The organism is Halomarina halobia, from assembly GCF_029338575.1.
Taxonomy (GTDB): Archaea; Halobacteriota; Halobacteria; order Halobacteriales; family Haloarculaceae; genus Halomarina; species Halomarina halobia.
The window spans coordinates 2,693,566-2,718,752 of sequence record NZ_CP119992.1 but is presented as its reverse complement, the minus strand read 5'-3'; the positions used below and the strand labels follow the sequence as shown (position 1 = coordinate 2,718,752).

The following is a 25,187-nucleotide window of genomic DNA, read 5'->3' as shown; positions in this document are numbered from 1 at the left end:
GACCACTTATACTGACGGCTGTGCGTCGGCGGAGCTATCGACCGGTCGTCGTGACCCCTCGCGTCCGTCGGATTCGTGGGTATCTTTTTACCGCCGCTGTGCGGGATACACCCTATGGGTATCGAGGAGGACTCACTGGACTACCACCGGCGCGAGCCGCCGGGCAAGATCGAGATCTCGACGACGAAGCCGACGAACACCCAGCGCGACCTCTCGCTGGCCTACTCGCCGGGCGTCGCCGCCGCCTGCCTCGAAATCGCCGCCGACCCCGACGACGCCTACGCCTACACCGCGAAGGGCAACCTCGTGGGCGTCGTCTCGAACGGCTCCGCGGTCCTGGGACTCGGTGACATCGGCGCACAGGCGTCGAAACCGGTCATGGAGGGCAAGGGCGTATTGTTCAAGCGCTTCGCCGACATCGACGTCTTCGACGTCGAACTCGAGCAGACGGACGCCGAGGATATCGTTCGGACGGTGACGGCCATGGAGCCGACGTTCGGGGGGGTCAATCTGGAGGACATCAAGGCCCCCGAGTGCTTCGAGATCGAGGAGCGCCTCCGCGAGGAGATGTCGATTCCGGTGTTCCACGACGACCAGCACGGTACCGCCATCATCTCGGGGGCCGCGCTGCTCAACGCCGCCGACATCGCCGGCAAGTCCCTCGACGACCTCGACGTCGTCTTCTCGGGGGCCGGCGCGAGCGCCATCGCCACCGCCCGGTTCTACGTCTCGCTCGGGGCCGACCGGGAGCGCATCACCATGTGCGACTCTTCGGGCATCATCACGGCCGAGCGCGCCGAGGCGGGCGACGTCAACGAGTTCAAGCGGGAGTTCGCGCGGGACGTGCCGGAGGGCGACCTGGCCGACGCGCTCGTGGACGCCGACGTGTTCGTCGGTCTGTCGGTCGGGGGGATCGTCGATCGGGAGATGGTCCGCTCGATGGCCGACGATCCCATCATCTTCGCCATGGCCAATCCGGACCCCGAGATCGCCTATCACGACGCCAAGGAGGCGCGTGAGGACACGGTGATCATGGCGACGGGGCGCTCGGACTACCCGAACCAGGTGAACAACGTCCTCGGGTTCCCGTTCATCTTCCGCGGCGCGCTCGACGTCCGCGCCACCGAGATCAACGAGGAGATGAAGGTCGCCGCGGCGGAGGCGCTCGCCCGCCTCGCCCGGCAGGACGTGCCGGACGCGGTGGTGAAGGCCTACGGCGACCAGCCGCTGCAGTACGGCCCCGAGTACATCATCCCCAAACCACTCGACCCCCGCGTCCTCTTCGAGGTCGCGCCCGCGGTCGCGCAGGCTGCGATGGACAGCGGCGCGGCGCGCGGCGAACTCGACATGGCGGCGTACGTCGAGCGCCTCGAAGCGCGCCTCGGCAAGTCCCGCGAGATGATGCGCGTCGTGCTCAACAAGGCGAAGAGCGACCCGAAGCGCCTCGTGCTCGCCGAGGGCGCCGACGAGAAGATGATCCGCGCGGCCTACCAGCTGGTCGAGCAGGGCGTCGCCCACCCGGTGCTCATCGGCAGCCGCGAGACCATCCGCCGGACCGCGGACTCCCTCGGCCTCGACTTCGATCCCGAGATCGTCGACCCCGAGGAGAGTAGCCTCGAACCGTACGCCGACCGGCTCCACGAACTCCGCCGGCGCAAGGGCGTCACGCGTAGGGAGGCCGGGGAGCTCATCGAGGACGGCAACTACCTGGGGAGCGTGATGGTGGAGATGGGCGACGCCGACGCGATGCTCACCGGGCTGATGCACCACTACCCGTCGGCGCTGCGCCCGCCGCTGCAGGTCGTCGGGACGGCGGCGGACGCGAATTACGCCGCCGGCGTCTACATGCTCACCTTCAAGAACCGCGTCGTCTTCTGCGCCGACGCGACGGTGAACCTCGCGCCGGACGAGGAGGTACTGGCGGAGATCGCGCGCCACACGGCGGAGCTCGCCCGCCGGTTCAACGTCGAACCGCGCGTCGCCTTCCTCTCGTACTCCGACTTCGGCTCCGTCAGAAACGAGGGCACCGCCAAACCCCGCGAGGCGGCGCGGATGCTCCAGGCCGATCCGACGGTCGACTTCCCGGTGGACGGGGAGATGCAGGCGGACACGGCGGTCGTCGAGGAGATGCTCACCGGCACCTACGATTTCGCGGAACTCGACGAACCCGCCAACGTCCTCGTCTTCCCCAACCTCGAAGCCGGTAACATCGCCTACAAGCTCCTGCAGCGGCTGGGCGGCGCGGAGGCGATCGGGCCGATGCTGGTGGGGATGGATCGTCCCGTCCACGTCCTCCAGCGCGGCGACGAGGTCAAGGACATCGTCAACCTGGCGGGAGTGGCGGTCGTCGACGCCCAGGAGCGCGAGAACGACCGCTGAGCGGCGGGCGCTCCGACGCTTGCGAATTTTTGCGAACAGGCGACGGGGGCGGACGCGCTGGTGCGAACGCGTCCGCGAGTACGCGAGGCGGCGCGTCGCGCAACCGCAACCCGACCGGGGACCGGCCGACGCGCACCTCGCGGCGACTCTCAGGGCATAGCGACCCTGGTCCCGTTTTCGGATAAAAAGGTTCGCCGGAGGGGGTGCGGAGACGGTGGTAATCAGTGACCGGCGCGCGCTCCGACCGGTGCCACTGCGGGTTCGGTTCCCGCCGTCGCCGCCGATCAGGCCCCGACGTCCATCGCGCGCTCGACGACGTCCTCGCTGTACATCTCCGCCAGCTCCTCGTGCTGGTCGGGACGGTTCCGGTAGACGTCCTGGAACAGGGTGATGGGGGTCATCGCCGCCTGGTAGGTGGCCTCGTCCCACATCCGGTCCTTGTTGACGTCGATCTCGACGCCGTCGATCCGGAGCGTCGCCGACTGCGTGATGGCGATGGCACCCCTGCCGGCCTCCTTGGCCGCCTCGAACTCCTCCATGGAGTCGACGATGTCGTCCATGCTCGGGACGTACTCCGTCATGTCGAGCAGCTCCTCGCGCAGTTCGTCCTCGTCGAGTTCCCGCCCGTCGCCGCCGACGCGGAGGACGTACCCGTCACCGGTCTCCTCGAGCGACAGGCGGTTGCCGTCGTAGATTTCGACGCCGTCTTCCGATTCGAGCTCGACCTTGCGACCGCCGACGTCGAGGAGCCAGCTGCCGTTCTCCGGCGGCAGGGGCGACTGGTTGGCCTCGACGACCTGCCCGGGCGTCAGCGACCAGATTCCGAGCATCCCCTTCGCCTGGTTGTCGGTCATGCGCTCGTGGTAGCCCTCGACGTCGCGAATGTCGTCGTACGGGCCGTCGACCGCGATGAGCCCGGCGGCGCTCGCCCCGCGGGAGGTGTTGTGGCGGAGTTCGGGCCACGGGGGCAGCGCGCCAGTGGGCGTGATCGCGCGCATGTCCTTCGTGTAGTCGACCTCGCCGTCCACGAGGAGGAACAGGCGTTCGAGGTTGTTCGTGGGCTTGCCCATCTCCTCGCGGAGCTGGCCCATCGCCAGCTCGGCCTGCCCGCTCTCGATGATGACGGACATGGCGATGCTCCCCTCCTCCAGGCCGTGCTCGTTCTCGACGATGGTGATGAACTCGTCGGCCTTCTTCCAGTCGTCGATGTCGCCGACCTCGGGGATGACGAAGCCGTCGATGTGCTCGATGGCTCCCCGCTCGGGGTCGGAGATCTGCAGCATGTGCTTGAAGCCCTGGTAGCGGGTGGCGGGGCTGTCGCGGTGCCAGACGACGCGCGGGTGGATCTCGCCGGGGAAGTCAGCGCCGTTCTCGGCGACGACCTCGACGATGTTCTCCGCGCCCTCGTCGCGCATCGAGGGGGCCGTCGCGTCCTCGTTGTCCGGGACCCAGACGTCCGGTGCCTTCATTCCGCGGAGCCCGACGGCCCCCCGGAGCATCTTGGCGGAGTCCTCCTCGCCCTCGACTGCGGTCGGCGTGGTAAAGAACGTCCGAACGAACTTCCTGTCGTGTTTGCGTTCAGCCATGATGGTCTGCTATGTAGGGTGGTCGATTAAATGCTATGTTGGGTCGCTGACTCGAAAGGGGAGTCAGTCGGTTCCGCGGGCCGATCAGTCGTCCGTGGACGAGGAGATGGGGTCCGACTCCTCCTCCTTGAACCCGGCGGACTGCTGCATGCGCTCCTGGGCCTCGGGGTCGAACTGCGCCTCGATGTCCTGGTAGCGCGGGACGAACGAGAGCTGGTGGTGGCTCTCGGTCTCGTGGCCGAGGTATCGCCCTTCGAGGTCGAACTGTCCCTCCTCGGCGTTCTCCGAGAGGTTCTTGAGGTCCTCGTAGACCGCGTGCGCGCCCGAGTGGAGCGCGAACAGGGTGATGAAGACGTACTTGTAGCCGAGGTCGCCCAGCTCCGCGAACGTGAGCGGGTCCTCCTCCTCGGACCACGCGAAGGACGAGGAGTAGTTGAACGCCAGCTTCAGGTCGGGGTGGGTCTCGTGGATGGTCTCGGCGTACTCGACCGCGTCCTCCCGGGAGGGGTCGGGCATCTCCGGCCAGACGAGGTCGACGCCCGCGTCCGCGTAGATGCGCCCGCGTTCCAGGTGCTCCTCCCAGTCGCCGTTGGCGGAGCCGTAGGCGTCCGTGCGGGCGATGATGACCGTGTCCTCGCTCTGCTTGGCGTCCACCGCGGCCTCGAAGCGGGCGCGGGCCTCCTCGCGGGGGACGATCTGCTTGCCCGCGATGTGGCCACAGCGCTTCGGCGAGGTCTGGTCCTCGATGTGGACGGCCGCGACGCCCGCCTTCTCGTACTCGCGGACCGCACGTCGCACGTTGTGGATGCCGCCGTACCCGGTGTCGCAGTCGGCGACGACCGGGAGGTTGGTCGCCTCCACGATGCGCTTCGCGTTCTCGACCATCTCCGTCATCGTCACCATCTCGAGGTCCGGGAAGCCGAACTGCCCGAGGACCGTCGAGTAGCCGCTCATGTAGACCGCGTCGTGACCGGCCATCTCGGACAGCCGGGCGTCGAGGGCGTGGTACAGCCCCGGCGCGAAGACGTACTGCTGGGAGTCGAGCAGCTCGCGGAACTCCCGACCGGCCTCGTTGTCGATGTCTCGGATCCCCGTCTCGGTACTCTGAACGCGACTCGCGACCTTGTCCGTGCCGTTATCGTTTTCCATTGTTGGGTTTGGATTTTCGACCCGTCCGGGTCGGCGGGGGTGACCCCCGCGCGCTTCGCAACAGCCTCTGGCACATGTCGGATAAAAACTGTTATGATTTATAATGATAATATTCTTTAGTCCCCTTCCGGCGCATTAGTTCACCCCCAGACGTATAAGGGAGAGAGGGTAGCACGGGGATAGAACACTACCCACACGGTACGACGGAAACGGAGCCGTGCCCTCGCCGGGAGGTGGCGTCGGCACCGGGTTCCGTTCCCACCGGACCCGAGCTACTCGACAGTGAATCGCGCGGTCTCTACCTCGTTCGATCGCGAAAGAAACGGGGCGTCGTCGGTCGGTACGACCGAGGAAAGACGACCCGATCGTCAGCCCTGCACCTCGATCTCCCGGCCGGTGACGGGCGCACCCGTCTCGACCGGCAGCCGGATCTCGAGGACGCCGTTGGTGTACTTCGCCGTGACCTCCTCGTCCTCGACGCTCTTGGGGAAGCGGAACCGCCGGTGGTACGTCTTCCGCTGTCCGCGCTGGTCGTCCTCGTGTTCTGCGGCGATGTTGAGGACGCCGTCGTCCCACGAGACGCTGATCTCCACGGGATCGAAGCCGGTATCTCGACGCTCAGGACGAACTCGTCGTCCTCCTCGTACAGCTCGTAGTCGTTACGACCGGTTTCGAACAGTCGGCTCGGGAAACCCGTGCTCTGCAGCCACGAACTGGCGGGACTGGTCGGAAGTGCCATGGCTGATCAGTGGAACCACCGCCAGAAGACTCGTTTAAGGATTTCAGTCGTCGGACAGCACTCGTTCTCGCTCCAACGCCAGTGCCGGTGGCGTGTGCGTTCCGAAATCCGGGTGCGTCTCCTCCATCCACAGGTAGACAACCCCACCGGAGAGAAACATCAGGACGCCCGTCAGGTAAAACGCGGCTTCAGGGTTCACACCTTGCATGGTAAGGCCGATCACGATGGCCCCGACGCCGTAGCCCGCGTCACGCCACATCCGGTAGACGCCCATCCCCGACGATCGCCACGTCGGATGGCAAGCATCTCCCGGAACGGTCATCAAGTTCGGATACAGGAGAGCCATCCCAACACCGGATATGAATGCCATCGCGATCCACGACACGTAACCCTCGACGGCCACCATCCCGATGACCCCCGCCCCAGCCACGAACATCCCCACGACAACCGGCGGTCGCCGGCCAATCCGATCCGCGAGCCCGCCAGTTGCGATCTGGAGGAAGTATGCCGCACTATGGACCCCTACCACGACACCGACCGCGGTAATACCCAGACCTTGGCGTGTGAGGTAGAGCGGGACAGCGATCCAGAACAGCGTGTCGACGAAGTTCTCGATGTGCCCGGCCTGCGCCGCAGCGAACAGCGTACGGTCTCCATAGGTGGCTCGCTTGAGTACCTCGAGGAAAGGAAGATTAGCGTCAGCCTCGTCGTCGTTCCCTTCGGCTTCCGCGTACTGTGCCGTTTCCCTGATGAGCGTCACCGAGACGAGGAACGCGAGGACGACGACCACGGCCAGGAAGTAAAATGGCTCGGGTCGGAGGCTTTCCGTTTGCCCCGCGATCAGACCAGTGAGCCATGCGCCGACGGCGACTCCCGTATACCCGAACGACTCGTCGATCCCGACCGCCAGTCCTCGCTGGTCCCGACCAGCGAGATCGATCTTCGCGTTGATCGCCATGCTCCAGGTGAGTGCCTGGTTGATTCCGAGGAGTACGTTGCCGAGGGTAATCCATCCCCAATTCGGGGCATGGATCAGGATAAGGGGTAGCGGGAGTGCGGTCACCCACCCAACTACCAGAACCGGTTTTCGGCCGTAGGTCTCGCCCCACTTCCCGGCATAGAGGTTCAACAATGCCTTGACGAAGCCGAAGCTGACGACGAACGATCCGGTAATGAACAGTGACTCAACACCGAGGACGTCCCGGCCGAGCACCGGGACGACGGCTCGTTCGGAGCCGATCGTCAATCCAGTGGCGAAGACCAGTAGGACGTGAAGACTGAATTGAGGGAGGTGCTCCCGAATCCCCCGTTCGTACTCGGAGCTCATCGATTCCTCACTGATCACTCAGCGGCACACCGGTTCGGACCTAGTTCCAGTTTTGCCGGATCGTCGTCGATATCTTCAGCGCCGACGTTGATGCGCTTAACTCGTTGGAAATTCGGGGGATGATCCGGGAGGTCTGACGCGAGTACGTCGATAAACTCCGCACGGTCTCTGCGGAGGTCCGGATTTCTCTCAATGACCTCGCTCAGACGGGCGGTGACCGGTGGATCAGGTGAGCCAGGATCGTGAGCCGGGAGCACGACTGGATCGCCATCCCGGTCTATTAGCCGTTGGAGGCTATCGTAGAGGGTTCCAGCGTTGTCTTCTACATCGGTGTCTTCGAGCCCTGCCTCGACACCTAACTCCACGCGCCCGACGCTCTCGTGGAACAGGGTGTCCCCGGTGATCAACGCCTCACCGTCCACATCGAACGTCACTCCGCCAGGACTGTGCCCCGGGGTATGAATCACCTCGACTGGAACTTCACCCACCGTGAGCACTTGGCCGTCTTTGAGGGGTGTCGCATCTACGTCAGGCGCGTCAGCAGGGTGGAGGTAGTATGGTACATCTTGTTGATCTGCGAGTCGCCGGCCGCCAGAAACGTGGTCCGCGTGGCCGTGCGTGTCGAGGATGGCGACAAGTTCTGCGTCCTGTTCTTCGAGGACCGCTTCGTATTCATCTGTATACAGGGAAGCGTCGAACACTGCGGCCTTCCCTCCCGATACCAGGACGTGGGAGAGGCAGCCTTTGCCGGGTCGGGCGACCTGGACTAACGTGCCGTTGATGTCGACGTCAACGGGAGCGGTTCGATGGACGCGACTCCATCCAGCCATTCCGTCGACGAGGGTCTTTGCATCGTACCCAAGGTCGGTCAGAACTTCGGTCGCAGTCTGTGAAACTTGACCAGCGGCGCAGACCGTGACGATCTCTGAGTCCCGCGGGAGTTCTTTTAATGACTCAGTTGCTGACTCGCGATCTGCCTTCAATTCATCGTAGACGTCGATGTTTTCGCTTCCGGGGATGTGCCAGTCCTCGAATCCATCTCTGGGACGGATATCCAAGAGGATGAAATCCGGATCCCTGTCTTCGAGTCGTTCCGATACCGTTTCTGGAGAGATCTCTGGCATCGACTCACCGTACGCCATCTCATCGCATGTTCTCTCTTCCGGAGAGAGTGGGAGGGTTTATAACCGAATCTCGGGTAGAGTGGTTGTCAGGACCCTTACTACCTCGTCCGACCTGCTCACGTGTCCAGGACGAAGTGAGACTTAGGGGGTGGCCAGCAGACTTGCCACCAAGTTACGTTCCGCTCGCTGGAGATGCTCGGCGACTGTCGATGGATCCAAGTGAAGCTTCTCAGCTACATCAGCTGTCGAGACCCTCCGTGGTACGTCAAAATACCCCAGTTCGTACGCCATCTGGAGGATCTCCCGTTGGCGATCCGTCAATGCATCCAGCGTGTTCCTCGGACCGCCGTAGTCGGCGATTCGCTCCAGGAGCACGGTCATCCCCGCGTCGCCGTATTCACCGATCTCTCGAGCGATATCCTCCTGAGAGCCGACGAGGGAGACATCGATTCCGTTGTCATTCACTTGGATATCGTCTGTCGAAACGTTCGCAGTATGCATCGGTTGGATGTCTTCCTCGAAGCGCGGGAAGCTGACCTTGAAAAGATAGACTGCCTTCTCTTCTCCAGCAGAGAGCCGTTCCCACCATTCCAAGTAGTCCACCGTGGGGAGTTTCTCTTCGTCCATCGGTCCTTCGACCGTAATTACGACAAGGCATCCGTCGCTCTCACAGGCAAGTTCCGTGATGTCTCTGAGCCCAGCTTCGCGAACAAGCGAGACGAACTCTCCTAATCCTACTTTCTCGAACTCAGTGTGCGGAACGTGAATGATGGCTTCACGCATGGTTTAGCGAGGTGATTTTTTTGCAGCCAGTGAACGCATTCGTGACGTTGCTTTAGGTGAGGGGAAGGTTGACGCAGTCCATAGTCCTTGATGCCCATAGACTGGGGTTCTTTATTAATGCCAGGTGGGTTTTCGACTGCTCAATAGGGGTTCTCACGCCGAAGTCGTGAACGCCTCTTAAATACATCCAATAACTGGGGAGCAATCGGCTTCGCTATCTCTGCAACAACTGTTGATGGGGACGGGCGACCTCCATCGACACGACGCCTATCACGCTCTTCCCTGTCAGCGGAAACGGTCCCCTCTGACACCCTCCGTAAAACCGAGATATCGAAGTCGGGGGAACTCAGTCGTTCAAACTGTACTTAGGGAAGTATCGGATAATCCGGGATCCAATTTCGTAGCGCCAGGAGGTTGACGAGCAACGCTGCGATCGACTTAAACCCCCCCGCTCGAGTGGGAGGCAGAATCTTCGACCGATTTGCCGTACATCTACCTGCAATGGACACTGAGTCCGAGTTGACTGACGGACGAACCGAACTCCCAACTGACTTCGCCGAACACGCTGCCATCATAACTGGTCTCGATACGCCGCCTGAGACGCTCGAGGAGTGGTGGGCGACGGTGGTGAAACAGTACTCCGGAGACGACCTCGCGGTGGAGCTCACTGACCTGTACAGCGACGCACCGACGCGCCACGAAGTACACGTGAATGACCGCGTTCGGTACGCCTACTGCGTACTAGACGCGCTGCAGGCAGCGGTGATGGAAGAACAGACCACGGTGACCGTCCGCTCCATCGACCCCGTGAGTAGCATCCCGGTAACGTTCACAGTCAGCGATGACTCCGTGGAGGCGTCACCCGAGAACGCTTTGATCTGTTTCGGGTCCAGCATAGATCCGGAAGACATCGAGGCTATCGGCTCGCTCGCAGCGTGGTCCTTGCAGGACGACAAAGATGAGATTCATGGCGCGGTCTGTCAGTACACCAACGCCTTCGAGAGCGAGGCGACCTACGAGGAGTGGGCCTCAAAGACCGGCAGTATCACTGCACCGCTACCTCCGGCGAACGTCGTACCATTGCTACAGAGACTGCCCCAGAAAAGTAAACCCTCCCAATAGACCGGGAGCAACGACCTCGGTGCCGGAAGTTCTTGATCGAGTTGGTGGTACAACGAATGAATCGTTCCACGACCGAATCGGAGTGTCTCGGTCCTGACATTCCAAAACCGCTCGGCACGCAACTCAAGCTCGTGCTGGGATTAGACAGCCGTCCGCAGACCTTTAGCGATTGGGTGGATGCCTTGGCCTACATTGCCGAACGTAACGACATCGAAGTCGGCATCGATATGCTCTGTACTACGGAGGAGTCCCCACACAAGGCACGGTTTGACGGGGGGACGGAGTACTACCAGTGCGTCCTCGATCCGATCATCGTCCCATTCCTTGCTGAAGGCGTCGACACGGTCGAAATCGAAACCCAAAGCCCCGTAAGCGAAAAGACAATCGAGCTTACGGTGACGGAAACCGGCGTTGAAGCAAGCCCCACGGATGCCGTATTTTCGTTCGGGGTTGATGCCAACGTCGAGGGACCACCCGAGCACGGTGTGAACCCGATCTTTGCTTACGGAATCTTCTGTCCATACGGGAACGCGTTTGCGTCTTACGAAGAGTACGAGGAGTGGGCTGACGGAGTAGACGCAATTACGATGGCCACCGACATGGACACTGCTATAGAATGGGCGCGGGCGATCGGTCGAGTTGCGCATTAACAGGGGTCCACACTGTCGGGTTTTACGACGAGCGGCAACCCTACACCCCTCAGCCCAGCATTCTTGCGTGGGCATGTTTCTTTCACCCACGCATACCACGCTAACTACCAGCAGGAACGGAGGAAGAGAGCCTAGGCCGGGATTTGAACCCGGGCTCTCGTCCTTACCAAGGACGCGCTTTACCTCTAAGCTACCCAGGCAGGGTGCGCATTCTGTACCAGCCGCGAATCGACTTTAGGCGTTTCGATTCAGTGGTCGGCGACCGCGCCGTCGACGGATCGGACGAGGGTGTCGTAGGCGTCCGCCGACGCGAGCGAGTCGGCCGGGGGGAACTCCGGTCCGACCCCGCGTGCGAAGTCGGCGGCGACCGACCTGAGCTCCGGCGTCGGGTCGACGTCGCCCGCGGTCGCGCCGGCGACGACCGCCAGGTCGAGCACGTCGACCTCGAGCGCGTCGGCCGTTCCGCCGTCGGTCTGATCGCGGCCGAACGCCCGGACCACCTCGACGGCGGCCGAGGCGGCCTCCGTGCGGGCGAGGAGGTAGAACCCGCGGGCGACGAGCACGTCCGCCGCGAGGACGTGCATGTCGCCCGCGGGGTCGCCCGTCCGCCAGGGTTCCTCGCGGGCCAGCCGGCGCGTGAGCCGGAGGCCGTCGTAGATGAGCTGCACGCCCGCGGCGCGCTCGACGACGCCCTCCGCGGGGTCGGCGGCGCAGGCCCGCGCCGTGAGCACGGCGAGGACGCCCGGGACCATCGAACCGCCGTCGATGAACGACCGCAGTTCGTCGCGGAGTGCGGGGGGCTCGATGTCGTCAACGGACGCCCGGGCGGCCCGCCGGACGGCGTCGGCTTCCTCCATCGACACCGGCTAGCTCTGGGACGGGCAAAGACCTTTGGAAACGTCCGACCAGTCACGACCGTGATACGGACACGCGACTCGGACCGGATTCGGACGGTGACGCTCGATCGCCCGGAGCGACGCAACGCCCTCACGGAGGACGGCCTCGACGCGCTCTCGGCGGCGGTCGCCGATCCCCCCGCGCCCGTCGTCTACCTCCACGGCGCGGGGACGGCGTTCTGCGCCGGCGCGGACCTGGACGCCGTCGCGGCAGTCGCGAGAGAGAGCGCGGCGAACCCGGACGCGGCCGCCGACTTCGCCCGACGGGGCCAGCGCGTCGCCCGCGCCATCGAGGACTCGCCGGCGGTCGTCGTCGCCGGGATCGACGGCGCGGCACGCGGCGGGGGCGTCGAACTCGCGCTCGCCTGCGACCTCCGGGTCGCCACGCCGGAGGCCACCTTCGCCGAGACGGGCGTCACCTTCGGGCTGTTCGGCGCGTGGGGCGGCACGCACCGCCTCCGGCGCGTCCTCGGGGAGGGGAACGCCCTCGACGTCTCCCTCTCGGGCCGCACGATCGACGCCGAGGAGGCGCTTCGGATCGGCCTCGTCTCCCGCGTCCGCGAGGACCCCTTCGCCGTCGCGCGCGAGATCGCCGACAACGACCCCGACGCCCTGCGGGAGCTCAAGCCGCTCGTGCGCGGGGGATCGGCGACCGTCGAGGAGCGGGAGGCGCGCGAGGCCGAGGCCTTCGCGCGGCTGGTCGCCGACCACGCGGAGGCGCTCGGGCGCGGGACGGGTAGCGGGTGAGCGAGGGGCGGCGGTGAACGGCGAGCGCGCGGGCGAGGAGGCGGGGTCGCCGCGGGACCGGGACGACGGCTTACAGGTCGAGCGGCGCGGGCGCGGGCGGCATGCGGCGCTTGTGCTCGCTCCCCGCGTACAGCCCCTCGACGCGTTCGACCGCCGACTCGGCCACGTCGAGCGTCTCCGCGGTGGCGCGCTTCGAGAGCGGCCCGTCGACGTGGAGCGCGAGGATCGCGTCGAGCAGGTCGTAGGTGAGGCCCATCTCCGTCTCGTCGGTCTGTCCCTCCCACATCTCCGCGCTCGGCGGCTTCTCGACCAGGTCCTCGGGGACGCCGACGTGGGCGGCGAGCTGGCGCACCTGCAGCTTGTAGAGGTTCCCGATCGGGTTGCAGTCGACCGCCTGGTCGCCGTACTTCGTGAAGTAGCCCGTCAGCGCCTCGCTGCGGTTGCCCGTCCCGAGGACGAGCCGCCCCCTCACGTTGGCGACGAAGTAGTTGAGCACCCCCCGCGTGCGGACGCGGACGTTCCCCGCCGCGGTGCGGTAGGGGTCGCTCTCGACGCGGCGATCGATCCCCGCCTCCGGGTAGGCCTCGAAGAACGCCTCGACGATCGGATTGATGTCGACGACGTCGTACTCGATGCCCAGCGTCTCGGCGACGCGCTCGGCGTCGCTCATGTTCTCGTCCGTGTTGACGTCGCTCGGGAGCACGAGGCCGTACAGGCCCTCCTCGCCGAGCGCCTCGACCGCCAGGTACGCCGTGAGCGTGCTGTCGATCCCGCCCGAGAGGCCGAGCACCGCGCCGTTCGCGCCCGCGTCGGCGACGAGGTCGGCGATGAACGTCGTGACGTGCGCGCGGTGGGCCTCCAGTTCCTCCTCCGAGAGCCGCAGTTCGATTGGGAGATCCTCGATTGCGTACGACTGAGCTTCGCTCATGCGGTGATACTGGACCCCCGGTGACAAATACCTGCCCTCTGCCGGTGGATTTCTGGACGTTCGTCCGCGTTCGTGGTCCGGGGTGCGCACGCCGGGCGTGATCGCCCGTCCGCCCGCCGAACGGGTTCCGCGCTACCGATTAGTTCAAGTGGTGGCGTGGAAAAGGGTGGAGTGCGACCGAAGGGAGCGCCGTCGTCTCACGGAGCGAAGCGACGTGAGGCTCGGGGCGAGCGAGCGCCGTTGGTCCAGTGGTAGGACATTGGCTTCCCAAGCCAATAGCCCGGGTTCAATTCCCGGACGGCGCATGATTGGCTCGAACGTCGGTGAGAGGCATCATCGCCGCGACGGAATCGAATTCCGTGAGTCGTAGCCCGCACAGCGACCGAAGGGGGCGAGCAGGAACGTCCCACGGACCTATCGCCGCTCGATGCAGGGGTGACTCGGACGCGCTCGACGCCCACTTCCGGACCCGACCGGACCGAACGCCACGGAGCGGCGATGAGGTGGCCTTCATCTACGCCGACTGCGGAGTCGTCGTGGGCCGGGGACTCTGGTAGTTTCCCGGTTCCTCCGAACCCTCGGGGCAGAGTCGTAGAATCCGACCGTGGCGCCCTCACTGGCACGGACAGCTACACGTTTCGGCGGGAAAGTCGTCCACGGGACGGAGGAGTTCGAGCAACGGCAGGAGGTCGTTCACCCTCTCTGTCAGCACTACGTCCCCGTGCCGTGTATCGTATTCAATGACGTCCACGGCGGCCAGTTTCGGCAGGTGAGTGTGCGCTAACTCGGTGCAGACTCGCCGGTGTACCTCGTCCGAAGGATCCCCCTCTGTTGCTTCGTCCCAGGCGATTATCCGGGCAGCGAGCTCGTCCCGTGTCATCGGCTCGTCGGTCTCTAGCAAGCAGTAGAGGACAGCACGCCGATGTGCATGGGCGACCAGGCTCAATGCCGTCCCGAGGGCCATCGTCGGATTCCAGTTGGACATGTTCCCACACCTAGTAGGGAACTATGGAAAGGAGTCACAAGATCCTCGTGGTTGCACATCACTCCCCTTCATCACCGGGAGGATATGGGTGTCAATCGGACTGTACCGTGTCTCGCCGGACATCGCAGGAGGTCGGCAGGAGACCACCCGCTCTCCCGGACCAGGTCACCGGTGACCCACCCCATCGCCCCTGATCGAGCGTACACCGCAGCGATATGACAAATGTATTAAATGGTGGTGAGCTAGCTGAGTAGATGTACGCCGAGGACCAGGATGAGTTCGTCCTCCGATACGACGTGGAACCCGGGGTGCGTATCAGCACCGCAGTGGCGGAAGCTACGGCGATAGCCTCTAGATCGGCAGTATCCGACCTCCCTCCGCTCACCGAGGCGGTAGATCCGGACGCCCTCGACGCACTCAGTGAGGCCGTCGGCTTCGGGAGCTTCTCGTTCTCCTACAACGGCTATCAGGTGACGATAGACGGCGTAGACGCCGTGATCCTCACCCGGGGAGACGCCGACGGAGGGATCCCCGGATAGACGGTGCTGTCCGACGCGCTGTACGGCCCGTAGATGCTCCGGAGTATACCGAGTTCGATCGGGAGACGACGTCTCCCCGAATCGATACCCGGTTCGATTCCCGGACGGCGCATGCTGACGCAAACCGGCGAGCCGTGCGGAACGCGAACGACCGATCGCGACCCGCCCCCTCCGACCTGTCGGTCTCGGCTGTGTGGCGTGGGAGTCCCGGGTACCGAGCGGGGACATCTTCGAACAGCGGAATCAGTATGATGGGGAGGGGAGCGGGACGTATTAATGCCGATAGTTTACGCCCGCGTGGCCCCTCATCCCCCGTCGATGCGCTTCACCGAGCAGACGACACTGGCGCGCTGCGCGCAGTGCAAGCGTCCGCGAGTGGTCCGGAAACGCGTGGACGGGGATCTCTCTGCCATGACGAGAAATCGGAGATGTCGCTGCGGTAGCAAGGAATTCGAGGCGCTAGATGGGGATAGCGTCGAGTGAGGACTCGCCAGCAGATACCGTCTCCGACCGGCGGAACACGGAGCAAACGGCTCGCCGCCGCCGCTCACGTCGCGTCGAGGACCCCGGGGAGGTGGGTGGACGTCACCCGGGAGATCGTCGACGATCCGGGAAAGTTTATTACGTTGCTACTCAGTGGCACGGTAAGGGGACACGATCCCCGACCGAGACAACGATGTATACCCTCGTTCCCACCGTACGCCCCGCGGAGGGAGAGCGATGACTTCCCTCCTCCGGTCCACCGGATACAGGTGTTCGCTGTGTGGCGAGCGGAGCGCCGGAATCTGCAACCGCGGGTACGGTCCCTACTACACCAACTGCGGTCACTACGTCCCCTCGGGGGGCGCAGAGTCGGGTGCTCGTCCCTGGTCCCCTCGACGGTGGTACTTCGTGACCGAGGATCCGTGAGGGGCCCCGATGCCGTGGGACCCCGGCGCGGAGCGCGGACCGCCGTCGCCTACAGCCGGTCGGGGGCCTCGACCGTCCGCTCGGACTCGACGTTGCCCGTGTTGCGCGTTCCGGCCGGCTCGAACAGCAGGACGCGGACTTCCTCCTCGGCGACCGGGCGGTGATCGACGCCGGCGGGGACGACGAGGAACTCGCCCGCGGAGAGCGCGGCGTCCGGTTCGTCCCGGAGCTCGATCGTCAGTTCGCCGTCGATCACGAGGAAGAGTTCGTCGACGGCGTGGTGGTGCCAGTCGAACTCGCCGCGCAGCTTCGCCAGCTTCACGTGCTGGCCGTTGAGTTCGCCGACGATCGCGGGTGACCAGTACTCATCGATGCGGTCGAACTTCTCGGCCAGCGAGACGACGTCCATGACCGGGGTACGCGCCCGGGGGACAAAGCTGACGCGGGGGTGTCGCCGACCACCCGGACGCCCCCGACTACCTCGAAGAGCAGATCTCCCTCGCCGAGGGGTCGCCTCGCTCCGGGGGAGCGCCCTCCCGTCCGTCGTCCCCGGGCGTCAGAAGCACCGCTCGACGGCGTGCCCGTCGAGGATGGCCAGCAGCTCGTCGGTCGCCGCGGCGTCGAACCGCAGCGGCCGCCGCCACCACGGTCCCCGCCCCGAGTCCGCCGAGAGGTCGGTGACGATCCGGTTCGCCGCCGTGCCCGTCTCGCGCCCGGAGAGCGGGACCGCCCGCTCGAACAGGCGCGACCCGTCGGGATCGCCGAGGACGAGCACCCGCGCGTCGAAGTCCGCCCGCTTCACGTGCGCGTTGTTCCGAAACGGGGCACGCTCCTCCCGCGAGAGGTCGCGGTACGCCTCGCCCGTCACCGGGGCGCGCGCGAGGCGGAACGCGCCGACGAGGTACGCGCCCCACTCGGGGGCCTGCCACGGGGCGGGCTCGCCCACCTGCGAGAGCGTCGCGTAGAACAGCAGGTAGTCGCCGCGCTCGAGTTCCGAGAGTGGCCGCGCCTTCACGCCGTGCTCGTCGCCGTAGGTGTAGCGCTCGCCGCCGGCCTCCGGGAACTCCGGGTCGAAGTGGACGGGCGTCCCGCGCTCCGCCTCGGGTATCTCGGTCTCGAGGTCGAGGTCGGCGTACGTCGGTACGGGCTCGCGCGTCGGCCTCCGCTCCGGGATGGGGACGTACTCGAACGTCCCGTCGGGGCGGACGGGGCCGCGGACGCCCGGCATGTTCGTGTTCGCCGCGACGTTGATCGCGACGGCGCGCGGTCCGGTCTCACGGGGGTTCATTCGGGGCGGACGCGGACGATGCGGTCGTCACCCTCCCGCGGGTCGCCCCGGCCGTCGCGGTTGCTGGTCACGACGTGGAGGTGGCCGTCGGCCCCGATAAAGGTGGTGCGGAGACGGCCGAACGTCCCCTCGAAGAGCCGCTCGTCCTCGGTCACCTCGTCGCCGCGGATGCGCGACCGGTGGAGGTGCTGGCCGACGAGCGTGCCGAAGAGGAGGTCGCCGCGCCACGCCTCGATCGCGCCGTCCTCGGGGTAGACGACAGCCCCGCCCGGGGCGATGGTCGGCGTGTAGCTCGCGAGCGGATCGACGAACTCGGGGGAGTCGCTCGGCCCCGTCGCCTCCGGCCAGCCGTAGTTACCGCCCGCTTCGAGGCGATTGATCTCGTCGTCGGTGTCCGGGCCGTGCTCGGTCGAGTAGAGTTCGCCGCCCAGGAGCGCCAATCCCTGCGGGTTGCGGTGCCCGTAGGTGAACACCGCGCCCCCGAAGGGGTTGTCGGGGTGGGGCTCCCCGTCGAGCGTGAGGCGGAGCACCTTCCCCCCGAGTGAGTCCACGTCCTGGGCCGTCGCCTCGTCGGCCGCGTCGCCCGTCGTGGCGTAGAGGCTCCCGTCGCGGACGAGCAGTCGGCCGCCGTCGTGGATCGGCGCCCCCGGGATGCCGTCGAACAGCGGCTCGAACGACCACCCGTCCGCCGCGTCGAGCGCGATGATCCGGTTCGTCAGCCCCCCGTCGTCGTACGTCTGGTAGGCGGTCGCGGCGTCGGGATCGTCGGGGTGGAACGCGAGCCCCAGCAGGCCGCCTTCGCCCTCGGCCGCGGTGCTATCGGCGAGGTCGGCGACGACCTGGCGCCTGCCGTCGGCGACCCGGACGACCCGCCCCGGCCGCTCGGTGAGGTGGAGGACGCCGTCGCGGTACGCGACGCCCCAGGGGACCTCCAGCCCGGCGGCGACGGTCTCGGCCACCACCCGCTGATCGCCCGCGGTGACGGACGGACTCCCGTCGTCCCCGCCGTCACCGTCGGAGTCGTCCCCCGGCGCGTCGAGCGCGTCGAGACACCCCGTGAGTCCGGCGACGACGCCCGCGGTCGCGCCGAGGTAGCGGCGCCGATTCACGGCCGTTCGGACGACGGACGCGAAGTCGTCGTGCTCATTCGGCGTCCGGCGGCGCGAGGTCGCGCTCGAACTCGTCGAAGGCGTCGAGATCGTCCGGGAGTTCGTAGGGGATCTCGCGCTCGGCGCGGTTGTCGAGGCCCTCCGCATCGAGCGGTTCCGCCGCGTCCTCGAACCCCGGCTTGACGGCGATGGACCTCGCGGGCGTCCCGGCGACGACGTGGTGGGCGGGGACGTCGCGCTGGACGATGCTCTTCGCCCCGACGATGCTGTTCTCGCCCACCCGCACGCCGGCGCGCACCATCGAGTCGTACGTGATGCGCGCGCCGTCCTCGACGACCGTGTGGAAGTTGTGCACCTCGGTCTGGTCGATCACGTCGTGGTCGTGGCTGTAGATGTGGGCGTCGTCGGAGATGGAGACGCGGTCGCCGATCGTCAGCTTCCCGCGGTCGTCGAGGTGCACGTCGTCGTGGATGACGGTGTTGTCCCCGACGGAGATGTTGTGGCCGTAGGAGAAGGTGACGCCCTTGAAGATCCGGAGGTTCTCGCCGGCCTTCTCGAAGAGGTGGTTCGCGAGCATCGACCGGAAGCGCAGCGCGAACTCGACGTTGTCGGCCATCGGCGTGGCGTCGAACTGCCGCCAGAGCCACTGGAGGTGTTTCGAGCGGCGGAACTTCTCCTCGTCCTTCTCGGCGTAGTACTCCGATTCGAGCGTCGAGTTGCACGGGTCGTAGCCCTGCAGGCGGACGCGCTCGGCGGGCGAGACGTCGCCGCCGTCCCGCCAGCGCTCCCACGCCTCGCGGTCCCCGTAGAGGTCCACGAGCACGTCGCGGACGACCTCGCAGGTGTCCTCCGGGCCGGCTAGCCTGTCGTCGACCTCGGTCAGGAACGCCTGCAACCCCTCTTCCGCGTCCGCCGGAAGCGAAACGTGGCGCTTCGTCATGGCCCGCACTTACTCCCGTTCGGCCATAGGGATTTCCGTTCCGGCGGAAGAATCCCCGAGACCGCCGCCCGGCGACTCACCGGTAGTCGTCGAGTGTCCTGATAGCGTAGACGACCAGAAGGGTGACGATGATCGTGAAGAACGCGACCGCCAGCAGGCCCTCGAGGCTCCCGTTGAAGAGCAACTCCGTGAGCTCGAAGCCGAGAATCGCCACCGCGAGCGCGATGAGTACGTCGATGCGGAGCCGGAGCGACCGATCCATACCCCGGATTGTCGCGGGGACGGAGAAGGGTCTTCCGAACCGACCGTGGTGTGACGGGCGAGACGCGGCGCTCGCCCGACGACCCTCGCGAACGCTTCGCGTGACTCCCGGCGAGGTCACTCGGCTGCACTGCGTTTCGTCTCGTTTCCTCGCCGTCGTCACACTCGCCACGCTCGCGTGACTCCCGGCGAGTGGGAGGGATCGCACCCCCTAAGTGCCAGTGGTCGTTACCCCCGGTATGCACTACCGCACGCTCGGCGACAGCGGGGTCGAGGTCAGCGAGGTCGGCTTCGGCGCGTGGGTCGTCGGCACCGACTGGTGGGGCGACCGAACCGAGGCGGAGGCGGCCGAGATGATCCAGCACGCCCTCGACGCGGGCATCACGTACTTCGACACGGGCGACGTCTACGGCCACGGCAGGAGCGAGGAACTGATCGGGGACGCGCTCGCCGAGGTCAGAGACGAGGTCACGATCGGGACGAAGGTCGGCTACGACTTCTACAACAACCCGCAGGCGGGCCACGGCGAGCTTCCGAAGGAGACCGACCCCGAGTACCTCCGCGAGGCGGTCGAGCGATCGCTCGACCGCCTCGGCGTCGAGTACGTCGACCTCCTCCAGCTGCACAACGCGAACGTCGACGAGGTGACCCCGGAGGTGCTCGAACTGCTCGACCAACTCCGCGAGGAGGGCCGCGTGGAGGCGATCGGCTGGGCGATGGGACCCTCCATCGGCTGGCTGGCCGAGCACGAGCGGGCCGTCGAACTCGGCTTCGACGCCGTCCAGACCGTCTTCAACGTCTTCGAGCAGATCCCCGGCCGGCACGTCATCGAGGCGATCCGCGAGCGGGGCGCCGACACGAGCGTCATCGCCCGCGTGCCCCACTCCTCGGGCCTGCTGAACGAGCAGGTGCGCCCCGAGACCGAACTCGCCGAGGGCGACCACCGGGGCTTCCGACCGGACGCGTGGTACGAGACGGGATGGGAGAAGCTGGAGACGCTGCGCTTCCTCGAGCGGAGGGGGAGCTCCGCGAGCGAAGCGAACGGACGGCAGGGAGCGACCGGCGGGAGCGACCGCGAGCGGACGATGGCCCAGGCGGCCATCCAGTGGCTGCTCAGCCACGACGAGGTGGCGACGGTGACGCCGACGTTCCACTCCGCGGCGGACATCGACGAGTGGGCGGCCGCGAGCGACACGCCGCCGCTCAGCCCGGCGGAGGTCGAGCGGTGCGAGGAGCTCTACCGGACGAATTTCGGCGTCGACCGCGACGACGGGATGGACAGCCTCCGCTCGTCGGTCGGCGGGCGCGACCTCGAGGGAACCGGCAAGCAGCACGCGAGGCGGTAACCCCCCGAGGTCACCGTTGCCCCCGTAGAAGCGTTTATGACCGTCCGAGCGCAGTGGGCGGTGTGTCGACACACCGCACCAGGCTCAGAACGCGACTCGATCCTGACCTCGACGCGCGGACGACGACGGTCCTCCTGGCGGGGGGCCTGACGGGGGTACTCCTGTTCTACGCCTACGGGAACGTCGGACGGGTCGTCATCGCCGCGACGATCCTCCTCTGGGTCGCCGCGACCGCCCGACGGGGCCGCTGACCGACCCGCTTCGAACCGCCCTTCCACCGTTCGCCTCCGCTGCGTTCTCCGTACCGGGTGCTCGTCGAACCGCGCGACGCGAAGACGCCGACGGGACGATTCGGACGAACGACCTCGCCGCCGGTCGGTGAGGGGGTGCAATTTTTATCGCGGGTGCGACATTGGGTAGGTATGAAGTTCGTTATCGTGGGGTACGGCCGCGTCGGCATCCGCACCGCTGACATCCTGCAGTCGGAGGGCCACGAGGTCACCGTCGTCGACATCGACCCGGGAAAGGTCGAGCGGGCGCGCGGTGAGGGCTTCGAGGCCTACGAGGGCGACGGCGACGAGGAGTCGGTGCTCGTCGAAGCGAACGTCCGGGACGCCGACGCGCTGGCGGCGCTCACGGGCGATCTGAGCGTCAACCTCGGCGCGTGCGTCATCGGCGACGCCTTCGGCTGTCGCACCGTGATGCGCATCGACGACGACTACCACGCCGACATCTACGAGAAGTACGCCGCCGAGGTCGACGAGGTCGTCTACCCCGAACGCCTCGGCGCGGCGGGGGCGAAGACGGCGCTGCTCGGCGGCGACTTCGAGGCGCTCGGCGACCTCACGGCCGGACTGTCCGCGGTGAGCGTCGTCGTCGGTCCCGACGCCGAGATCGTCGGTCAGCGCGTCGTCGAAGTGGACCTGCCTCAGGGGGCGCTCATCTACGCGCACGGACGCTCGAACGAGCCGATGACGATCCCGCTCCCGCAGACGGAGATCCGCGAGGGCGACGAACTGGCGTTCATCGCGGAACCGGATCGCGTCGAGGAGGTCCGCGCCCGCCTCGCCGGGACGGCCGCGGCGACGAACTGACCGCTCGAGGCGAACGGTGGGGAGGGAGGTACCCGACTGCGGTCCGTCGCCGGTAGCAGGGGTGGAGGCCGGGTGGTCGGCGATGGCGGTCCGGGAAAGACACGCGATCGTCGGACGAGTCGATGACCGGGATCGTCCGGATCGGAGCCGCCACCGGATGCCTCGCGGGAACCGTACAGGGGGCACTGCGGACGCGTGGTACCGTCTCACACTCGGGCACGCGGTCCGTCACGCCGCCGCCTCCGCCCTCTCTCGTCCCGGTAGACGCTCCCGCTCAATCGCGTGTTCGTGACGCCTTCTCTCCGCGTACCAGTGACACGTATTCTGGCCGGGCGGCCGACGGTGCGGGGCGCTTCGCGGTCGGTGAAAAGGCCGGGCGCGCGGTGGGGAGGATGGGGACGAGACCGCAGCGCGCGCCCATCGGCACCATCTCCCTATCGGGACTTAAATCCGCGTCAGACGGACGTGTGACGGTCTGATACCTGTGCTGTCGGCCGCACTCGCTCGCGGGGGCCGGCACCCCGACCGCCGAGATTCCTCGTCGAGGGCCAGCAGTATATATCACCCCCCGCCCAGAGGATGGAGTATGCACGGAACCGGTGTCCCACTTGCAACGCCGTTCGACGAATCCGGCGCGCTCGATGAGGAGTCGCTCTCCGACCTCGTCGAGTGGGTCGAGGCGCGGGGCGCGGACTTCCTCGTTCCCTGCGGATCGACGAGCGAAGCGCCGCTGATGAGCCCCGAGGAACGAACCCGCGTGATCGAACGCGTCGCCGACGAGGCGAACGCCCCCGTCCTCGCGGGGACGGGCTACGCGGGCTACGCCCAGACGATAGCAGCGACCGAGACCGCCGCCGAGGCGGGGGCGGACGCGGCGCTCGTCGTGACGCCGTACTACTACCCGCACGCGCAGTCGACCCTCGAGTCGTACTACCGCCGCCTCGCCGACGAGAGCCCGCTCCCGATCTACCTCTACAGCGTCCCGCCGTTCACCCGCGTGACGCTCGAACCGAAGGCCGCGGGGGCGCTCTCGGAACACGAGAACGTCGTCGGCATGAAGGACTCGAGCGGGGACATGACCGCCTTCCAGCGCATCCACACCCTCGCCGGCGACGACTTCGACCTGCTGGTCGGCGCGGGCAGCGTCTACGCGTCGGCGCTCGACGCCGGCGCGAGCGGGGGCATCCTCGCGCTGGCCAACGTCGTCCCCGAGCGGGCGAGCGAGGTGTACCGCCGCCACGCCGCCGGGGACGACGACCGGGCGCGGGAGCTGAACGCGGCGCTCGTCGAACTCAACCGCGCCGTCACGGAGCGGTACGGGATCCCGGGGCTGAAGGCGGCCATGCGCGACCGCGGCGCGCCCGCCGGGTACGCCCGCGCGCCCTTCGAGCGCGTGGACGAGGCGGCCCGGGACGAACTGAACGGGCTGGTGGAGGAGGCGCTCTCGGTCGAGTAGCGGGAATCAGTCGTCCGACGCGTCGGGGGCGGGGACGGCCCGGGTGGCGGTCGCCTTGAACGTCGCCACCACGGGCTTCCCGGGCGCGAGGCCGAGGCGCTCCACGCTGTCGACGGTGACGAGCGCGACGAGCGGCGCGTCCGTCCCGACGTCGACCGCGACCCGCGCGATCGCCTCCCCCCGATCGACCGCCGTCACGGAGCCGCGGAGCCGGTTCCTGGCGCTCGTCGCCCCGGTTCGCGGTGCGTCCCCCGACGGGTGGAGCGTGATCGCGTCGGCGCGCACGCCCACCTGCACGGCGTCGGCGTCGGCGGGCGCGAGCGCGCGCAGCGACCCCGCGGCCGTCTCGACGGTGGCGAGCTCGCCCTCGCGATCGACGACCCGTCCGGAGACGACGGTCTCCTCGGCCTCGACGGTACCGGAGACGGCGCTGCGGAGGCGGTCGAAGCGCGCGAGCAGGCGCGTCGCGTTCCCCGTGAGGCGACTGCCGCCACCGCCCGAGCCACCGCGCTGACGCTCGACGAGCGGCCCGAAGGCCGCCTCGAGGTCGGCGAGGCGAGCGTGCGCCCGCGCGTACGATCGGCCCAGTTCGGCGGCGGCGGCGTTGAGCGATCCCCCGTCGTCGATGGCGCGCAACAGCGTCGCGTCCCGCGCGTCGAAGGCGACGTCCCCCTCGCGCAACCGCGCGTCGAACCCCGCGTCCATACCCCGACTGCGCGAGCGGCCACCAAAAGCGCGCCGACGGGGAAATCGTTATATCGGATACGGAATAACGGCGTTGTATCCATGACGAGAGAACGGTCCTCGACGCGACGGCGAGTTCTTCAGGTGGCGGGTGCCGGGACGGCGATCGCCCTCGCCGGCTGTGCGAGCATCGGGGGGAGCGGCGGCAACGACTCGACGGGCAACGAGAGCGGCGACGGGGGGAGCGGCGGCGGCCGCGTCGGCGACGGCGAGCTGATCCTCGCGACGACGACGAGCACGTACGACACCGGCCTGCTCGACGCCCTGAACCCGCCGTTCCAGGAGGCGTTCGGCGTGACGGTGAAGACCCTCTCGAAGGGAACCGGCGCGAGCATCCGCACCGCCCGCGACGGGGACGCGGACGTCATCCTCGTCCACGCGCGGGGTGCCGAGGACGAGTTCATGCGCGACGGGTTCGGCGTCAACCGCCGGGACGTGATGTTCAACGACTTCGTCGTCGTCGGCCCCGAGGACGACCCGGCGGGCATCAACGGGACGAATAGCGCGACCGAGGCGTTCTCGACCATCGCCGAGCGGGAGGCGACCTTCCTCTCGCGCGGCGACGACTCGGGGACGAACAAGAAAGAACTCGTCATCTGGGAGGAGGCGGGCGTGCAGCCGAGCGGGAGCTGGTACCGGGAGACCGGCAAGGGGATGGGCGACACGCTGAACCAGGCGAGCCAGACGGGGGGTTACACGCTCGCCGACCGCGGAACCTACCTCTCGATGAAGAGCGAGATCGACCTCGTCGTCCACGTCCAGGGACCGCTCAAGGACGGACCGCAGATCCTCAAGAACCCCTACGGCGTGATGGCGGTCAACCCCGCGAAGCACGACAACGTGAACTACCAGGCGGCGATGGCGTACGTCGGTTTCCTGACGAGCCCCGAGGGACAGAAGATCATCGAGAACTACACGGCGAACGGCTCGCAGCTGTTCTTCCCGAACGCGCTGGCACCCGAACCCGACTTCGCGCAGTACGTCCCCGAGGACTACGACGGTTCGGCGCAGTCGCGGGAGGACCTCCGCTTTCAGCACTGGGTCGACACCGTCGTCCCGGAGGACTTTTAGGGGGACTCCACGGAG

Annotated in this window: 24 protein-coding genes, 2 tRNA genes and 1 pseudogene; 11 read left to right on the top strand and 16 right to left on the bottom strand. The window is 67.0% G+C overall.

The window, feature by feature from the left end; all coding sequences use genetic code 11:
- Positions 1–114: 114 nt before the first annotated feature.
- Positions 115–2,379: an NADP-dependent malic enzyme gene (locus P1K31_RS14390; RefSeq protein ID WP_276304021.1), complete on the top strand. Its 2,265-nt coding sequence runs from the start codon at positions 115–117 to the stop codon at positions 2,377–2,379.
- Between the two features lie 284 nt (positions 2,380–2,663).
- On the opposite strand, the gene aceB is transcribed toward P1K31_RS14390, so the two are convergent.
- The 6 genes and pseudogenes from aceB to P1K31_RS14360 form a co-directional block, all read right to left on the bottom strand.
- The gene (gene aceB / locus P1K31_RS14385; protein ID WP_276304020.1) at positions 2,664–3,965 is read right to left on the bottom strand and encodes a malate synthase AceB; all 1,302 of its coding nucleotides are present in this window, start codon (positions 3,963–3,965) and stop codon (positions 2,664–2,666) included.
- A gap of 84 nt (positions 3,966–4,049) precedes the next feature.
- Entirely contained in the window at positions 4,050–5,114 is a 1,065-nt protein-coding gene (aceA, locus tag P1K31_RS14380) for an isocitrate lyase (protein ID WP_276304019.1), read from the bottom strand.
- A gap of 368 nt (positions 5,115–5,482) precedes the next feature.
- Positions 5,483–5,853: pseudogene (locus P1K31_RS21910) on the bottom strand (Hsp20/alpha crystallin family protein).
- 43 nt (positions 5,854–5,896) lie between these two features.
- Positions 5,897–7,180, bottom strand: a complete 1,284-nt coding sequence (locus tag P1K31_RS14370) for an MFS transporter (protein ID WP_276304017.1) — start codon at positions 7,178–7,180, stop codon at positions 5,897–5,899.
- Positions 7,181–7,194: 14 nt separating this feature from the next.
- Positions 7,195–8,304, bottom strand: a complete 1,110-nt coding sequence (locus tag P1K31_RS14365; RefSeq protein ID WP_368410866.1) for an MBL fold metallo-hydrolase — start codon at positions 8,302–8,304, stop codon at positions 7,195–7,197.
- Between the two features lie 141 nt (positions 8,305–8,445).
- Positions 8,446–9,087: a helix-turn-helix domain-containing protein gene (locus tag P1K31_RS14360; RefSeq protein WP_276304015.1), complete on the bottom strand. Its 642-nt coding sequence runs from the start codon at positions 9,085–9,087 to the stop codon at positions 8,446–8,448.
- A gap of 501 nt (positions 9,088–9,588) precedes the next feature.
- Between P1K31_RS14360 and merB (P1K31_RS14355) the strand changes: the two genes are divergently transcribed.
- Positions 9,589–10,209: an organomercurial lyase gene (gene merB, locus P1K31_RS14355; RefSeq protein ID WP_276304014.1), complete on the top strand. Its 621-nt coding sequence runs from the start codon at positions 9,589–9,591 to the stop codon at positions 10,207–10,209.
- 56 nt (positions 10,210–10,265) lie between these two features.
- Positions 10,266–10,859: an organomercurial lyase gene (gene merB / locus P1K31_RS14350; protein WP_276304013.1), complete on the top strand. Its 594-nt coding sequence runs from the start codon at positions 10,266–10,268 to the stop codon at positions 10,857–10,859.
- 128 nt (positions 10,860–10,987) lie between these two features.
- Here merB (P1K31_RS14350) and P1K31_RS14345 read toward each other — a convergent pair.
- Both P1K31_RS14345 and P1K31_RS14340 read right to left on the bottom strand, forming a co-directional pair.
- Positions 10,988–11,059: transfer RNA gene (locus P1K31_RS14345), tRNA-Thr, on the bottom strand.
- 48 nt (positions 11,060–11,107) lie between these two features.
- Positions 11,108–11,716 carry a DUF7114 family protein gene (locus P1K31_RS14340; RefSeq protein WP_276304012.1) on the bottom strand — a complete coding sequence of 203 codons (609 nt, stop codon included), beginning with the start codon at positions 11,714–11,716 and terminating at the stop codon, positions 11,108–11,110.
- A 60-nt stretch (positions 11,717–11,776) separates the two neighbouring features.
- Between P1K31_RS14340 and P1K31_RS14335 the strand changes: the two genes are divergently transcribed.
- Positions 11,777–12,502 (top strand): enoyl-CoA hydratase/isomerase family protein, encoded by a 726-nt coding sequence (locus tag P1K31_RS14335; RefSeq protein WP_276304011.1) that lies wholly within the window; start codon positions 11,777–11,779, stop codon positions 12,500–12,502.
- A gap of 70 nt (positions 12,503–12,572) precedes the next feature.
- On the opposite strand, the gene P1K31_RS14330 is transcribed toward P1K31_RS14335, so the two are convergent.
- On the bottom strand, positions 12,573–13,430 hold the full coding sequence (locus P1K31_RS14330) for an NAD+ synthase (RefSeq protein ID WP_276304010.1): 858 nt from the start codon (positions 13,428–13,430) through the stop codon (positions 12,573–12,575).
- A gap of 234 nt (positions 13,431–13,664) precedes the next feature.
- On the opposite strand from P1K31_RS14330, the gene P1K31_RS14325 reads away from it, so the two are divergent.
- Positions 13,665–13,735 (top strand) — tRNA-Gly (locus tag P1K31_RS14325).
- Between the two features lie 308 nt (positions 13,736–14,043).
- Here the strand turns inward: P1K31_RS14325 and P1K31_RS14320 are convergent.
- The gene (locus tag P1K31_RS14320) at positions 14,044–14,415 is read right to left on the bottom strand and encodes a DUF7344 domain-containing protein (RefSeq protein WP_276304009.1); all 372 of its coding nucleotides are present in this window, start codon (positions 14,413–14,415) and stop codon (positions 14,044–14,046) included.
- A 254-nt stretch (positions 14,416–14,669) separates the two neighbouring features.
- Here P1K31_RS14320 and P1K31_RS14315 point away from each other — a divergent pair, with 254 nt between their 5' ends.
- A complete protein-coding gene (locus P1K31_RS14315; RefSeq protein WP_276304008.1) occupies positions 14,670–14,954 on the top strand; it encodes a HalOD1 output domain-containing protein in 285 nt (94 codons plus the stop codon).
- A gap of 958 nt (positions 14,955–15,912) precedes the next feature.
- Here P1K31_RS14315 and P1K31_RS14310 read toward each other — a convergent pair.
- From P1K31_RS14310 to P1K31_RS14290, 5 genes are all read right to left on the bottom strand, one after another.
- A complete protein-coding gene (locus tag P1K31_RS14310) occupies positions 15,913–16,272 on the bottom strand; it encodes a cupin domain-containing protein (protein ID WP_276304007.1) in 360 nt (119 codons plus the stop codon).
- Positions 16,273–16,419: 147 nt separating this feature from the next.
- On the bottom strand, positions 16,420–17,151 hold the full coding sequence (locus P1K31_RS14305) for an Nmad3 family putative nucleotide modification protein (protein ID WP_276304006.1): 732 nt from the start codon (positions 17,149–17,151) through the stop codon (positions 16,420–16,422).
- Positions 17,148–18,260: a PQQ-dependent sugar dehydrogenase gene (locus P1K31_RS14300; RefSeq protein ID WP_276304005.1), complete on the bottom strand. Its 1,113-nt coding sequence runs from the start codon at positions 18,258–18,260 to the stop codon at positions 17,148–17,150. Before P1K31_RS14300 ends, P1K31_RS14305 begins: the two co-directional genes overlap by 4 nt.
- 34 nt (positions 18,261–18,294) lie before the next feature.
- Positions 18,295–19,200 (bottom strand): acyltransferase, encoded by a 906-nt coding sequence (locus tag P1K31_RS14295; protein WP_276304004.1) that lies wholly within the window; start codon positions 19,198–19,200, stop codon positions 18,295–18,297.
- 76 nt (positions 19,201–19,276) lie between these two features.
- Complete coding sequence (locus tag P1K31_RS14290) at positions 19,277–19,462, bottom strand: hypothetical protein (protein WP_276304003.1); 186 nt, start codon at positions 19,460–19,462, stop codon at positions 19,277–19,279.
- A 238-nt stretch (positions 19,463–19,700) separates the two neighbouring features.
- Between P1K31_RS14290 and P1K31_RS14285 the strand changes: the two genes are divergently transcribed.
- The 4 genes from P1K31_RS14285 (at position 19,701) to P1K31_RS14270 (ending at position 23,357) form a co-directional block, all read left to right on the top strand.
- Entirely contained in the window at positions 19,701–20,807 is a 1,107-nt protein-coding gene (locus P1K31_RS14285) for an aldo/keto reductase (protein ID WP_276304002.1), read from the top strand.
- Between the two features lie 62 nt (positions 20,808–20,869).
- Positions 20,870–21,058: a hypothetical protein gene (locus tag P1K31_RS14280; RefSeq protein WP_276304001.1), complete on the top strand. Its 189-nt coding sequence runs from the start codon at positions 20,870–20,872 to the stop codon at positions 21,056–21,058.
- A 171-nt stretch (positions 21,059–21,229) separates the two neighbouring features.
- Positions 21,230–21,901, top strand: a complete 672-nt coding sequence (locus P1K31_RS14275) for a potassium channel family protein (protein WP_276304000.1) — start codon at positions 21,230–21,232, stop codon at positions 21,899–21,901.
- Between the two features lie 586 nt (positions 21,902–22,487).
- Positions 22,488–23,357: a dihydrodipicolinate synthase family protein gene (locus P1K31_RS14270; RefSeq protein WP_276303999.1), complete on the top strand. Its 870-nt coding sequence runs from the start codon at positions 22,488–22,490 to the stop codon at positions 23,355–23,357.
- A 6-nt stretch (positions 23,358–23,363) separates the two neighbouring features.
- On the opposite strand, the gene P1K31_RS14265 is transcribed toward P1K31_RS14270, so the two are convergent.
- Entirely contained in the window at positions 23,364–24,062 is a 699-nt protein-coding gene (locus P1K31_RS14265; RefSeq protein ID WP_276303998.1) for a TOBE domain-containing protein, read from the bottom strand.
- An 81-nt stretch (positions 24,063–24,143) separates the two neighbouring features.
- Here P1K31_RS14265 and P1K31_RS14260 point away from each other — a divergent pair, with 81 nt between their 5' ends.
- Positions 24,144–25,172 (top strand): ABC transporter substrate-binding protein, encoded by a 1,029-nt coding sequence (locus P1K31_RS14260; RefSeq protein ID WP_276303997.1) that lies wholly within the window; start codon positions 24,144–24,146, stop codon positions 25,170–25,172.
- The last annotated feature ends 15 nt before the right edge of the window (positions 25,173–25,187 follow it).

What these genes read in the sequence shown, in the direction of transcription:
- P1K31_RS14305 (WP_276304006.1), bottom strand. Translation starts at nt 17,151, where the DNA reads ATGAACCCCCGTGAGACCGGACCGCGCGCCGTCGCGATCAACGTCGCG.
- P1K31_RS14315 (WP_276304008.1), top strand. Translation starts at nt 14,670, where the DNA reads ATGTACGCCGAGGACCAGGATGAGTTCGTCCTCCGATACGACGTGGAA.
- aceA (WP_276304019.1), bottom strand. Translation starts at nt 5,114, where the DNA reads ATGGAAAACGATAACGGCACGGACAAGGTCGCGAGTCGCGTTCAGAGT.
- merB (WP_276304013.1), top strand. Translation starts at nt 10,266, where the DNA reads ATGAATCGTTCCACGACCGAATCGGAGTGTCTCGGTCCTGACATTCCA.
- P1K31_RS14265 (WP_276303998.1), bottom strand. Translation starts at nt 24,062, where the DNA reads ATGGACGCGGGGTTCGACGCGCGGTTGCGCGAGGGGGACGTCGCCTTC.
- aceB (WP_276304020.1), bottom strand. Translation starts at nt 3,965, where the DNA reads ATGGCTGAACGCAAACACGACAGGAAGTTCGTTCGGACGTTCTTTACC.
- P1K31_RS14365 (WP_368410866.1), bottom strand. Translation starts at nt 8,304, where the DNA reads ATGCCAGAGATCTCTCCAGAAACGGTATCGGAACGACTCGAAGACAGG.
- P1K31_RS14270 (WP_276303999.1), top strand. Translation starts at nt 22,488, where the DNA reads ATGCACGGAACCGGTGTCCCACTTGCAACGCCGTTCGACGAATCCGGC.
- P1K31_RS14330 (WP_276304010.1), bottom strand. Translation starts at nt 13,430, where the DNA reads ATGAGCGAAGCTCAGTCGTACGCAATCGAGGATCTCCCAATCGAACTG.
- P1K31_RS14320 (WP_276304009.1), bottom strand. Translation starts at nt 14,415, where the DNA reads ATGTCCAACTGGAATCCGACGATGGCCCTCGGGACGGCATTGAGCCTG.
- P1K31_RS14390 (WP_276304021.1), top strand. Translation starts at nt 115, where the DNA reads ATGGGTATCGAGGAGGACTCACTGGACTACCACCGGCGCGAGCCGCCG.
- P1K31_RS14285 (WP_276304002.1), top strand. Translation starts at nt 19,701, where the DNA reads ATGCACTACCGCACGCTCGGCGACAGCGGGGTCGAGGTCAGCGAGGTC.
- merB (WP_276304014.1), top strand. Translation starts at nt 9,589, where the DNA reads ATGGACACTGAGTCCGAGTTGACTGACGGACGAACCGAACTCCCAACT.
- P1K31_RS14290 (WP_276304003.1), bottom strand. Translation starts at nt 19,462, where the DNA reads ATGGATCGGTCGCTCCGGCTCCGCATCGACGTACTCATCGCGCTCGCG.
- P1K31_RS14275 (WP_276304000.1), top strand. Translation starts at nt 21,230, where the DNA reads ATGAAGTTCGTTATCGTGGGGTACGGCCGCGTCGGCATCCGCACCGCT.
- P1K31_RS14260 (WP_276303997.1), top strand. Translation starts at nt 24,144, where the DNA reads ATGACGAGAGAACGGTCCTCGACGCGACGGCGAGTTCTTCAGGTGGCG.
- P1K31_RS14370 (WP_276304017.1), bottom strand. Translation starts at nt 7,180, where the DNA reads ATGAGCTCCGAGTACGAACGGGGGATTCGGGAGCACCTCCCTCAATTC.
- P1K31_RS14340 (WP_276304012.1), bottom strand. Translation starts at nt 11,716, where the DNA reads ATGGAGGAAGCCGACGCCGTCCGGCGGGCCGCCCGGGCGTCCGTTGAC.
- P1K31_RS14360 (WP_276304015.1), bottom strand. Translation starts at nt 9,087, where the DNA reads ATGCGTGAAGCCATCATTCACGTTCCGCACACTGAGTTCGAGAAAGTA.
- P1K31_RS14310 (WP_276304007.1), bottom strand. Translation starts at nt 16,272, where the DNA reads ATGGACGTCGTCTCGCTGGCCGAGAAGTTCGACCGCATCGATGAGTAC.
- P1K31_RS14295 (WP_276304004.1), bottom strand. Translation starts at nt 19,200, where the DNA reads ATGACGAAGCGCCACGTTTCGCTTCCGGCGGACGCGGAAGAGGGGTTG.